At 38.6% G+C, this 13,050-nt stretch carries 10 protein-coding genes; 1 reads left to right on the top strand and 9 read right to left on the bottom strand.

Translation table 11 applies throughout. The features are described from left to right. Positions 1-16: 16 nt before the first annotated feature. Genes BIV20_RS09665 through BIV20_RS09675 form a run of 3 tightly spaced genes read right to left on the bottom strand, consistent with a single transcriptional unit; the run spans position 17 to position 2,383 of the window. Complete coding sequence (locus tag BIV20_RS09665) at positions 17-514, bottom strand: HD domain-containing protein (protein ID WP_083655165.1); 498 nt, start codon at positions 512-514, stop codon at positions 17-19. 5 nt (positions 515-519) lie between these two features. Beyond that, positions 520-1,077 (bottom strand): GTP cyclohydrolase I FolE, encoded by a 558-nt coding sequence (gene folE, locus BIV20_RS09670; RefSeq protein ID WP_075720477.1) that lies wholly within the window; start codon positions 1,075-1,077, stop codon positions 520-522. Then, complete coding sequence (locus BIV20_RS09675) at positions 1,067-2,383, bottom strand: bifunctional folylpolyglutamate synthase/dihydrofolate synthase (RefSeq protein WP_083655166.1); 1,317 nt, start codon at positions 2,381-2,383, stop codon at positions 1,067-1,069. The genes folE and BIV20_RS09675 overlap by 11 nt, the downstream gene beginning before the upstream one ends. Before the next feature lie 506 nt (positions 2,384-2,889). Between BIV20_RS09675 and BIV20_RS09680 the strand changes: the two genes are divergently transcribed. Continuing rightward, on the top strand, positions 2,890-4,779 hold the full coding sequence (locus BIV20_RS09680; RefSeq protein WP_242939814.1) for an LTA synthase family protein: 1,890 nt from the start codon (positions 2,890-2,892) through the stop codon (positions 4,777-4,779). Positions 4,780-4,838: 59 nt separating this feature from the next. On the opposite strand, the gene BIV20_RS09685 is transcribed toward BIV20_RS09680, so the two are convergent. The 6 genes from BIV20_RS09685 to BIV20_RS09710 all read right to left on the bottom strand — a co-directional run bounded on the left by BIV20_RS09685 (position 4,839) and on the right by BIV20_RS09710 (position 12,982). Then, positions 4,839-6,620: a methyl-accepting chemotaxis protein gene (locus BIV20_RS09685; protein ID WP_075720479.1), complete on the bottom strand. Its 1,782-nt coding sequence runs from the start codon at positions 6,618-6,620 to the stop codon at positions 4,839-4,841. Positions 6,621-6,802: 182 nt separating this feature from the next. Next, positions 6,803-7,945 carry an MBL fold metallo-hydrolase gene (locus tag BIV20_RS09690; RefSeq protein WP_143524528.1) on the bottom strand — a complete coding sequence of 381 codons (1,143 nt, stop codon included), beginning with the start codon at positions 7,943-7,945 and terminating at the stop codon, positions 6,803-6,805. 39 nt (positions 7,946-7,984) lie between these two features. Continuing rightward, entirely contained in the window at positions 7,985-9,079 is a 1,095-nt protein-coding gene (locus BIV20_RS09695; protein WP_075720481.1) for an ArsR/SmtB family transcription factor, read from the bottom strand. A gap of 16 nt (positions 9,080-9,095) precedes the next feature. Next, entirely contained in the window at positions 9,096-10,346 is a 1,251-nt protein-coding gene (locus tag BIV20_RS09700) for an MFS transporter (protein WP_075720483.1), read from the bottom strand. A 171-nt stretch (positions 10,347-10,517) separates the two neighbouring features. Next, positions 10,518-11,408: a hypothetical protein gene (locus BIV20_RS09705; protein ID WP_075720485.1), complete on the bottom strand. Its 891-nt coding sequence runs from the start codon at positions 11,406-11,408 to the stop codon at positions 10,518-10,520. Between the two features lie 146 nt (positions 11,409-11,554). Beyond that, positions 11,555-12,982 (bottom strand): carbon starvation CstA family protein, encoded by a 1,428-nt coding sequence (locus tag BIV20_RS09710; RefSeq protein WP_075720487.1) that lies wholly within the window; start codon positions 12,980-12,982, stop codon positions 11,555-11,557. Between the last annotated feature and the right edge of the window lie 68 nt (positions 12,983-13,050).

Raw genomic sequence — 13,050 nt, forward strand, 5'->3', positions numbered from 1 at the left:
TCCTCTATATCCATGCTTAATCTACAATTGTATCGTTCTTCCGTTCCTCACTCCACTTACATTCTTTCGTCACTTCGCAAAAAAAGCAATTTCGTGAGCTGTTATCTGCCTTCCTAATTGTATTTATAAAATCTTCATTTAATTTATTCTTATTTCGATGTTCTTCTATGGTTTCATAAATAAGTGCACATTTTTCTTTCGGATACCCAATCTGCTCTAAATACATTCTCGCCATAGTTACCCCTGCCTCATGATGCGGAATCCCTTTCTGATACTCTGCGATTCTTCCCAAATCATGCAGTAACGCCGTTAGATAAACCATTTCTTTTTCTAATGAAAGCTGTTCTTCCAGCACCTGTATCCACGCGATTCTTGCCACATCCAACACATGATTCAGACCATGCCGGCAAAATTTTCTCTCTTTTTCCAGCTCTTCTAACTGTTTCATCTGTTCCAGATAATCCGTTTCCTGAATCAGCCTTCTCACATACTCCATTTCATTCTGTCTTTCCATTTATTTTATCGTCCTAACATATGCCAGAAAGTATTTTGCAGTTTCTCATCTTCTGCAAATACTCCTCTTGTCACACAGGTTACAGTCTGTGCGCCGGGCTTTTTGATTCCCCGCATGGTCATACACATATGCTCTGCCTCAATCACAACCATAGCCCCCTGCGGTCCTAAATATTCCATCAGGGCATCTGCAATCTGGGCTGTTAACTGCTCCTGCAATTGCGGGCGCTTTGCGTATACCTCTACGGTCCTTGCCAATTTACTTAACCCAACCACTTTGCCATTTGGTATGTATGCTACATGTGCCTTACCATAAAAGGGCAGTAAATGATGTTCACATGTGGAATAGAATACAATATCCTTTTCCAACACCATATTGTTGTCCTTTACAGAAAAAGTTTTTGAAAGATGTTCTTCCGGAGTCTGTTCCAATCCGCCAAAAATTTCTTCATACATTCGGGCAATCCGCTGGGGCGTCTCCACCAGACCTTCTCGATTTATGTCTTCTCCCATTCCTTCTAGCAAAAGTTTTACACCTGCTTCTATTTTTTTCTTATCTACCATGTATTTTTATCTCCTTAAGAGCATTTTTTACTTCGCCAAGGTAAGACAACGATCCAAAAGAAAGTACCATTCCCTGTTCTTTATCTGCTGCTTCCATTGCCAGGCTTACTGCCTCTTTTATCTCCGAAACAAAAGTAACGTCCTTATGATATTTACCGGCTTCTTCTGCTAACAGCTTTCCATTCAGCGCCCTTGGATTATGTGGCGTAACCGTAAATACCTTTTCTGCAAGCGGAAGCATGAGTCTTAACATTTTTTCATGCTCTTTATCTGCAAGTACCCCTATTATATATATAATTTTGCATTTTGTAAAACCCATTTCCAAAGTTTCCCGTAATTTTTTTGCCGCATCCTCATTATGGGCCCCATCTATCACAAAAAAAGGTTTCTCCGAAAGAACAGAAAAACGCCCTTCCCACTCTGCCTGTTCTAGTCCTTTTTTTAACTGTTCCGCAGAAATAGCATACCCCTGTTTCACCAATTGTTTCACTGTTTCTATGGCACACAGCGCGTTCTGAACCTGATAGTTTCCTATCATTTTCAATTTTATCTCTCCTAATTCATCATGAAAGAAACACAGCTTATTCTCTGCAATATGTACATTATCAACCTGCTCTGACTTTGTATAAACTACAGATGCTTTTTTTCTCTTACAAGTTTCATCTATGACACGACGTACTCCTTCTTCCGGACATAGGGCAACAACTCTTCCATTTTCCTTCACAATTCCTGCCTTAACTGCTGCGATTTCTTCTAAGGTATCTCCCAAAAATCCCATATGATCCCGACTAATGGAAGTCAATACACTGACCAAAGACTTCCTTATTATATTAGTCGCATCTGTTGCTCCTCCCATTCCAGTTTCCAAAATGACAATTTCACAGTTTTCCCGGTAAAAATGCAAAAATGCTGCTGCTGTCTCCACTTCAAATACTGTAGGCTGATTCAAACCTCGTTCCACCATTCGGTCACAAGCTGCTTTCACTTGACTGATTACCTCTATATAGTCTCTCTCACCAATATTTCTTCCATTGACCCGATACCGCTCTGTATTCTCAAATACTGCCGGTGAAGTATACTTTCCGACCCGATACCCAGCCTCCATGAGAATAGACTCTAACATAGCGCATACGGAACCCTTTCCATTCGTTCCTGCCACATGAATGACAGACAGTTCATTCTGCACATTTGACAACTCTTTCATCAATTCACGGATACTGTCTAAACCAAGAATACTTCCTGTCTTTTCAATTTCCCTTATATAGTTATTTAGCTCCTTTTTGCTCAATATCTTGTATTTTTCCATTTCTTTACATGCCCTTTACTTATAATTTTCACCAATTTTTAAAGACTTTCTTAATTTTTATTATAATAAACGTAAATTTTCCCCCATTCTAGTTGACTTTTCCCCCATTTTGAGCTAATCTTTGCTATGGTAAACGAGATTATTTATTATTTTAACCACATATAATAATAGAGGATGAGGAGAATATGTACAAGAGTATAAAAGAAACTTTACACAATTTTTATTTAAATTACAAGTCATGGAAGGAGAAACGGGCTGCAAGGGGGAAAAAACATCTCCTGAAGCCACAGCAAAAAGAACGGCTGCTATACATACTAAATCGCTATTCCTTGATTTTTCATTACCTGTTAGCATGCCTTGTATGCTTTTTCATTGAAGTGATTTCCAGACATTCTTTTGCAGATGCATTTTCATTCATGTTTGACCGGAGTCTTGTATTCCTATACAACTCTCTGATTGTTTTCACTTCACTGCATTTGGTATATTTCTTCCGCAGAAGAGCCTTGATGCGTACATTGATTAGTGTCATCTGGCTGTTCCTTGGAACCATTAACGGATGTGTACTTTTAAAGCGTGTTACACCTTTTAGCTATACTGATTTGAAACTGGTAAATGATTTGTTTACCATGAAAAGTAACTACTTTACCAATACCGAAGCGTTTATTGTTATCACTTTAGTTATAGCTGTTATTTTATCCTTGATTGTTTTTTGGAAAAAGGGACCGAAATACACCGGAAAACAACATCGTGTCTTAAGCATTGTGTCTGTTGGCGCCTTTGCTTTGCTTATTCCAATGGTAACTCAAGCTGCTGTTAGCAACAACATTTTAGCAAGCTACTTTGAGAATATTGCACAAGGTTACAAAGATTACGGATTCGTATACAGCTTTTCCGCCAGTGTTGTTGACCGCGGTATGAGTGCTCCTGATGATTATTCTAATAAAACCGTTCAGGCTGCTCTGGATAAAGTAATAACACAGGAAACAGATGCTTCCGTGGAAAAGCCGAACATTATTTGTGTATTGCTGGAATCTTTTGTTGACCCAAATGAAATCAACTTCTTGGAATGTTCTGAGAATCCGGTTCCTAACTTTGAGAATCTGGCTGCTAACTACTCTTCCGGTTACCTTACCGTTCCGGTAGTAGGTGCAGGTACTGCCAATACAGAATTTGAAATTTTAACCGGTATGGGAATGCAATACTTTGGACTTGGTGAATATCCATACAAAACCATCTTAAAGACAAATTCTTGTGAAAGTATTGCCAGTGATCTTAAAAACCTTGGTTATGGTACAGAAGTTGTCCACAATAACGGTGGAAATTTCTACAGCCGTGCAAATGCCTTTTCTCAAATGGGATTTGATAACTTTACAAGTAAGGAAATGATGAATATTACAGAATATACACCACTTGGCACATGGCCAACCGATGATATTCTGGTAAGCGAAGTAGCAAAAGCTCTGGACTCTACTCCACAGCAGGACTTTGTATATACCATTACCGTACAGGGACATGGAGCATATCCAACCGAAAAAGTGATTGAAAATCCTGAAATCACTGTAACCGGTGCTGAAACAGAAGAGGCTAATAACGAATGGGAATATTATGTAAACGAAATTCACGAAGTAGATAAGTTTATTGCAAACTTAACCAATATGTTATCTCAGCGTGATGAAAAAACAATTGTTGTTTTCTTTGGTGACCACCTCCCTACTATGGGACTGGAAGAAAGTGATATGAAGAGTGGAAGTATCTTCAAGACAAGATATGTTACTTGGAACAATTTTGGTCTGGAAAAGGTTGACCGTGACCTTACTTCTTATCAGTTGCTTGCAGCTGTAACAAACCAGCTCGGCATCCACGAAGGTACTATGTTCCGTCTCCATCAGAACAATAACTTCCAAGATATTGACACTTACTCAAGCGATATGGAATTATTACAATATGATATTCTTTATGGTGATCGCTATACTTATGGTCAAAAAGACCTCTATCCTGCCTCTGACTTAATCATGGGTGTACAGGATGTCGTCATTGAGAATCTTTCTGTAGACAATAACGTTTTATATTTGACCGGACAGAACTTCACTCGTTGGAGTAAAGTATTTGTAAATGGAGAAAAGGTTTCCACCACTTATCTTGATGGAACCCACTTAAAGATTTCTCTCAACTCCCTTGATGAGGGAACAAACAGTATTATGGTAAATCAGATGGGCTCCTCGGATACAATATTCCGAAGCTCCAATGAAATAAGCTTTGATAAGCCAGAGATTGTAGAATCCGATACCACAGAAAATACCATAGAAGATTCTGATATCTTAAACGATGCAGAATCTGCCGATGAAACTTTAGAAAATAATATTTCCGGCGAAGTAGAAGATACACCTTTAGATTAGAACTAAAAAAGGATTGCTGTAACCCAGCAATCCTTTTTGTTTTTCGAAATATTGGCAATTTAAATATTGAACTTTTCAATTTCGTTTTTAAGAAGTTCTGCACTCTTTCGTGTTTTTGTTACCTGCTGTAATACTGCTTCTGATTCCTGTGCAATATCAGATGCCTTCTGTGCAATATCTGTAGTTCCTAAAGCTCCCTCATCCGCTGCTTTTGAAATATCCTGCATAGAAGTACGGATACCCTCCATATTGGCAAATAACTGCTGTGCGGTAGCACTGAAATCACTTACCAAACTTTCAATATAAATCGCATCCTGACTGTACTGTTCTCCGATTTCAAGAAACTCTTCATAATCCGCTGCCACATCAGTTACTACGAAATCCAATAACTTCTTTGCATTATCTGACAGATTTCCTACCGCTTCCGTTACACCCTGAGTAACGTTTTGAATCTTCATTACAGTTTCTCTGGACTGGTCTGCAAGATTTCCAATTTCTCCTGCCACTACAGCAAATCCTTTTCCTGCTTCTCCTGCTCTTGCCGCTTCAATAGAAGCATTTAATGCCAACAGATTTGTCTGTGAGGTAATCTCCATAATTGCATCTGCCAATTCGTATATCTGCTCTACTACTTTTACATTTTCTAAAGAGTTCTCCAATTCCTGCTGTATTTCTTTTCTAAGTATTGAAGTCTTTTCCTTTGCATCTATAACCTTCTGTTTTGTTTCCTCTGCCCGATTATTAATTTCTGCTGCCTTTTCTGCTCCATCCTGAGAACGCTGTGCAATATTTTGTACTGCCGCATGCATTTCCTCAGAAGATTCATTTACTACTGTTGTTGTGGCTGCAGTTTCTTCCATACCTGCCGATAACTCTTCAGTGGTAGCAGATACGCCTTCAATACCACCATTTAACTCAATTACCCGCTCATTTACCACACCTACTACCTGATTAATAGTCTCAGATTCCTCTTTTACCTTGCTAATCAATACTACTGTAGCATCTCGCATATCCGTAATACATTTTGCAAGTTCGCCAAAATCATCTTTACGATTTTTATATTTTTCAGGAAAACTATGTGTGTAATCTCCCTCTGCCATATGATTCATAAACTTCATGGATATTCTTAAGGAACCAGAAATATCCCTTACAATTGTAAGTGCCAGTAACATCAGCGCAACCATAATAACAACTACCGCTATAATTACTATCACTTTCGTTTGCTGGAACATTGCCTCCTGAGCTGCATTATTCTCTGCTACTATCTCTTCCAACTCATCTATATAATTACCGGTACCAATCACCCACTGATACGGTTCAAATGATTTACTATAGGCACGTTTCGGATAAACTTCTGTACTACCTTCCTTTGTAAAGTAATAATCCGTAAATCCGCCCCCCTCTTTTTGACCATTCTTAATGATATCTTTCACCATCTGATAACCATTCACGTCTACAGTATCCATACGATTAGTTCCTTCTGAATCGCCTCCCAGAAGAACTACATTATCTCCTTCATAAGTATCAATCCAAAAATATCCGCTCGTACCGTAACGAAGATCTCGTACGATATCAGCGGCCAGCTTCCTAGCTTCCTCTTCTGTATATTCTCCGCTCTGCTGTTTTGCATAAACCCCCTCCAACAACGTTATGACATTCTCCACCTGTCCCTGAATCTGTTCGTCATAATCGCTGTAGAGTTCCTCTCTCATAGACTCCACGGACTGTTTGTAAGATTCTTCCATCCTGGACATATTGACAATTTCCATAATAATCATGGACACAATTGCAATAACCACCAATAAAATTAGTTTTGTACGTACCTTTAAATTTGCAAACATTGCTCCGCCCTCCGTTCTTTTTATTATTCCTGTCTACAGCATACTCTCTTTATCCTTCTTTTTCAATCTTTTTTGGTCATTTTTCCTGTTTTTCGTGATTTTTCACTATTTCTTTTGTATTTTTCTACAAAAATAGACTATTGACAAAAAATTTTGTAATAGTCTATTTCTAATAACATATCTTACGGATTACACCTCTTACAAGGCTCATACCCCGCTTCTATCATTTCTTCCCTACTCTTATTAGTATATTCCCGATTTTTCTCTGATATCTGTTCTACGCTGCTACAAGAGGGCTTGTGAAACTTCCCTGTATTAGTATTTAGGACATAAGCCGCATTATCGACCTCCTGTCCTGGTTCTTTTTGTAGTTCTTCCTGTAGCTGTGACGTTTCTTGCCCTGCATCGCTAACAGTAGGTTCCCCTGCCTTCCAACTTTCACTTGCACTGCAATTCCAGATAATATTTTCGCCATCCGAATATACTACAATAGTTCCCTGCTCATCTGTCCGATAAACCTCTACTCCCATCTGCCGTAACTGATTCATAACTGCCGCCCGCGGATGTCCATAGCTATTTTCCACACCACAGCTAATTACTACTGCATCTGGATCTACCGTTTCCAAAAAATCCTCTGTATTCGCAGTATCACTTCCATGATGAGCTGCTTTAAACACATCTGCCGATAAATCCATTCCACTTGCCAGCATATCCTGTTCCGCTTCCTCTTCTGCATCTCCCGTAAAAAGAAAGTGATTCTCTCCGAACTCTAACCGAAGTCCAATAGAATAATTATTGCTATTATCTCCATAATCATTTTTCTGCGGGCAGACTATAGTAAATTCTGCCATACCAAGCGAATAGGTCTCCCCTGCCTTTGGTACTGTAACCTGCCTGTTCTTATCCTGAATTACTTTTATTACATCTTCATACGTTCTGGTATCCTTATCCACATCCGGCATCATCACTGTGTCCCACTCAAATTTATACAAAATAACATCCAAACCGCCAATGTGATCTGAATCAGGATGTGTTCCGATGACATAGTCCAATTTTTCTATATTCTGCATTTGCAGATATGCCTGTACTGCCGTTCCCTTGCTGTTATCTCCTGCATCAATAAGCATGGCATGTTCTCCCTGCCGAATCAGCGTAGCATCTCCTTGACCAACATCAATAAAATGCACTTCTAAATTCTCTTTCGACTCTGTGAACGCAGAATCTTCTGTTCTCTCTGTACTTTGCTGTTGGTTCTGCCCTATGCAGCCTGACAGTAAGAGCATTGATAGCACAACCGCAAGCAGTCTCTTCCCTTTATCTTTCACGTTTTGCTCTCTCCAATAATATATGATAAAGATATCCTCTTACAATAAAATTTTCTGCATTTTTTCCATTATACTCTGAATACCTTCCCTGTTCAGCTGATAATATGCTTTATTCTCTTCTTTTTCCATAAATACCAGTTTCAACAGAATTAAAGTATTCATATGATGAGAAATGGTAGCTGTCGTAAGGTTTAATGCTTCCGCAAGCTCGCTACCATACATTCTTTTCTCCTTCAGTAACAAAAGAATTCCTAACTTACTTTTATCCGATAAGCATTTCATTACCTGCATCAGATATTCCTTTTCATCTTGTTCCCTTCCTGTCGGATGCGTAAGTATTTTAAAATTTTCCAGGGTAGAAAACAGTGCTCCTATGCGAAGAATGTCCCTTTGCTTTTCTTTTACATCTGAAAAGTACCATAACTTATTGCAACTCATAATTTCGGGAATCAAAATCACTCCATTTGGATTCTCATCTAAGGTTACATTCATATATTCCTGAAACAGCTTCTTAAGTCCATATTCTTCAAGATACTCTTCCCAATTCTCTGCGATTTCCTGAATTAATGGCTGCCACTCTTTTTGATATTCAAAAAACAGTTCTTGCGCTTCTATCAGTAAAGGTTTTATCTTTTTAAAATGTTCTTTGGGCTTGGCAGCTACTTGCATAATCTGCCATTTTTGTTCCTTGGAAAGTCCTGTTTCCTCCAACACATCTATCACTGTGCTAAAAGAATCCTCTGTCTCTTCCATCTCCATCATTGTCAAAATTCTATGGCTGATAACTTTTTCTGACGCATTTTCTACTTCTTTTTCAATCTGCTCGAGCGCATTATCATACCGTCTTTCCGGTGCTAACAATGCAACCTCTGCCAAAGTCAGTATTTGCTCATCCTGAACAGTCATAGTTGAAAAAAATTCCTTTATCAGTTCCATTTTTCCAGCAAACTTTTTTTCCGCTTTTTTTAATATCTTTCCAACTACCGCAACCACCGGTTCATAGGTTTCTTCTGCAAGGTTAATTTCCATTAGCCTTGTTTTCATTTTTTCTATATTCTTTCCTTCTGCAAGCCATATCAGCAACTGTATTGCCTCTGACACCGCATCCGGTTCACGTTGTATTTTTACTCTCATTTTTACCTCCGGCAGATTATTCCTCTGCAAATTTTACTTTTCCTATTCCCATACAGATAAATAATACCATAGAAAGCACTCCACATACAACGAGAACTGTTTTTACATTCAAAACTGCCACCAATGGTGTAATAAGCACTGATATCACCGGTATGGCTGCGGTTCCAATTGCATTAAAGACAGAGCCCGCGCGAGCCATATATTCCTGATCTACCTGTTTCATAAACTGTACATTCAAAACTGCCATTAATATGCTGGCAGAAATTCCCAATCCCGCTGCACCAAGAATACAGATAATCAATACCAATTGTATATAATCCGCAAATCTTCCTGCCAATGGAAAACTCAAATAAAAGACTCCTATCATAATTCCACTAAGATACACCATTACATTGGATTTTATTTTCTGTGTCAGAAATGGATAACAAAAGGAACCGATTCCCATTCCAACGGAAAGTGCTATTCCTATTACACTTAAAAATTCACTATCCTGTTTCAGTACCTCTACGACAAGTGGTGTCAAAAGCGAATTCAAAGGTGTTAAAAGAGCATTTAACAAAAATCCCATGATGCAGAAGTTCATAACAATTCTCTTTTTCTTAATATACGAAATTCCTCCTTTGAGTAATTGGAAATATCCGTTCACATCAACCTTCTGCTTTTGCAACCGCTGTTCTTTATATCGAATTCCTGAAATAATTAAGGCAGATAGAAAAAAAGTAACTGCATCAATAAAAATCGCAGTACGAATACCAAATACTGCAATAATCCCTCCTGCTGCTCCTGTTCCCACCAATTCCATCACGGTAGAAAGGGTATTCCCTAATCCGGTTCCTACTTCGAAATACTTTTCTTCCAATATCTTAGGAACAAATGCCATTCCCGCCGGAATTCGAAACGCCTCTACGGTAGAAATAACCAGTGTAAACACCACAAGTACTGTGGGCGTTATCCTATCCATTCCATAGAGTACCGCTAATCCCGCTACAATAATGCCTCGCATAATATCTGTTACAATCATCAGCCTTTTCTTTTTCATTCCTTCCACTAACGCACCTGCAAAAGGTTGTATAAAAATCGTCGGGATGTGATTTAGTCCGAAAATTATTGCAGACCAAGCTGCACTCCCGGTAATGGCATAAACCATCCAGGTAAATGCCAATGCATCTACAGAATCTCCAAAACGATTAATCAGATTTGCCACTATCATCTTTAAATATTCTTTTTGCGTCACCAAATCCCGATATCTAATTTTTTTCTCACTCATGTTATCTGTTTCTCCTTTATCTTTAGATATTTATCTAATATATGTATTGATGTCATTCTATTATATTATTTGATTTTTGTCAACATTTATATTAGACGTATTTCTAATCATCAAGAAACAAAAAAGAAGCTCTACTGTTTTACCAATAGAACTTCCTTTCTCTTTCTTTTCTTATAATAGCGTATCTACATTAACCCCTTTTAGCTCTTCTACTAAAAGCTTCTGTTCTGCTGCAATTTTTTCTGTATTTTCTATAACTTCCTTATACTTTTCATTCATAGTATCCAATATTGCATCTACAGAACCACCTCTTCTTCTTGTACTGTTCACGTGGCTCTCTTCGGCATCTTCTTCTGCCTCCTGGGCTTTTTTCTTCTGCTCTGCCTGAATCTCCTCCAGCTTTGCTTCCATTTCTTCTTTCTTTTCCTTTTGTTCTTCGCCCTTTTCTACCGCATCCTTGATATCTTCCTCAATCTTATCTTTTGCCTCTTCGATGAGCATTCCGGTAACTTCTTTTGATGCAGCCTCTAGAGTAAGCTCCTTTGCCTTCTCCGCATCAATGATACCATGATGTTTTAAAACCTCTAACTTCATACCACGAATAGTCCCAGCCTGCATGGAAATATCCTCCTGCGCAGCCTTTTGCTGTTCCTGCCAAGGGGCTTTCATATTATCATATTCCTTCTCAATTGCCTTATATTCCTCACTACCTTCTTCATAATCTGCCAGCAATTGTTGTTTTTCCTCTTCTAATGCTGAAAGTTCCTTTTGCGCTTCTTTTAAACTCTCCTTGCTCTCAGCAGAACGTCTACGGCACGCTTCAAAGGTATCGTCAATCTCACCATCTGCCTCAAATTGGTTCTTGATAAACTTCATGGCATCCTGCATAGCTTTTTGCTTCTTATTCGCAATATCATCTTCAAATATACTTAATCCCGATGCATTGATAGAACCATTTTCCACCTTGACTGCTTCTCCGGCCTTGGCTCCACCTTCCATACGATTCTTGAGATACCCATTATTGATTATGCTCTCATTTCCAACTGTATTATTAACCTTCATAACTCTGCCCCTTTCAGACCTGATGCTTTTATTCTGACTTTAAAACATATATCGGTCTATTCAAGTCAATTCTTTAGAAGTACTTCCAAAAAAGGAAGCTACTCTCGCAGCTTCCTTTTCACTATTCCATTTTTTTAATTATACTCTCAGTCTTTTGCTTTTTTCCCTTGCATTGCCGGTATAAAACTTCTCCAAACAAAGATACCTGCACAAACAACTGCAAAGATAATTCCTACCGGATATGCAATCTTAGTACTTAACTTAAATCCCTCATCTGCATAAAGGATATATGTCATACTTACTGCCGACATAAAGGTTGCCGGAAGTGCAGCCATAAGGCTTGCCGGTGCACTGACATGACCTGCCAGATATACAGCGCCTGCCCAAAGTGCAATCATTGCTAATGTCTGATTTGACCAAGAGAAGTATCTCCAAACAACAGAGTAATCAATCAAAGAAATTAAGTATCCAACAACCAGCAATGGAATAGATAAGGTCAATCTCTTTTTCATATCCTTCTGATCAATCTTAAACCAATCTGCAATGGTTAAACGTGCACTACGGAAAGCAGTATCACCAGAAGTAATCGGACATGCAATAACTCCTATCATTGCAAGTACACCACCAACAGTTCCCAATAAACCAATAGACATATCGTATACTGTTTCAGAATTACCACCATTCATCGCAAGTAATCCACCTGTTCCATTATAAAATGCAATTCCTGCAGACGCCCAAATCAAAGCAATGATACCTTCCGCAACCATAGCACCATAAAATATCTTTCTTCCATCTTTTTCTCTCTTCAAACACCTTGCTACCATCGGTGACTGTGTTGCATGGAATCCTGAAATTGCTCCACAGGCTACTGTAATGAACATCAGTGGCCAAATTGGTTTTCCATCCGGATGAAGATTTTCTAATGTCAGTTCCATCATCGGATGACTTTCACTCCTTAAAATAGTTGCCCCTCCAATACCTACTGCCATGATAATCAAGCATGCACCAAAGATTGGATACAACTTTCCAATAATTTTATCAATCGGAAGCAATGTAGCCAGAAAATAGTAAAGTAATACAACAATCGTCCAGAACTTAATATCCAATACATTTGGTGTCAGTTTTGCCAAAAGACCTGCTGGTCCTACCATAAATACAACTCCAACCATAACCAGCAGTACAACAGAGAATACACGCATTACATTTTTCATAACCGGTCCCAGATATTTTCCTACAATTTCTGAAATGCTTGCTCCATCATTTCTTACAGATAACATACCACTTAAGAAATCATGTACACCTCCTGCAAAAATCGTACCAAATACAATCCAAAGATATACGCTCGGTCCCCAGATTGCTCCAGATAAGGCTCCAAAGATTGGTCCTAATCCTGCAATGTTCAGCAACTGAATCAAAAATGCACGTCCCGAACCCATTGGTACGTAATCTACTCCGTCTGGATGTTCCATACACGGAGTCTGACGTTCATCCGGTTTAAATACCTTCTCTACGATGGCGCCGTACACAATGTAACCTACAATAAGAATTGCTAACGATACAAAAAAAGATACCATAAAATTACCTCCTTTGTCCAAAAGTCTTTATGCATTTTTAATAATTTATTTATGACTTTTAGTTATTT

Source organism: Roseburia sp. 499 (assembly GCF_001940225.2).
Classification (GTDB): domain Bacteria; phylum Bacillota; class Clostridia; order Lachnospirales; family Lachnospiraceae; genus Petralouisia.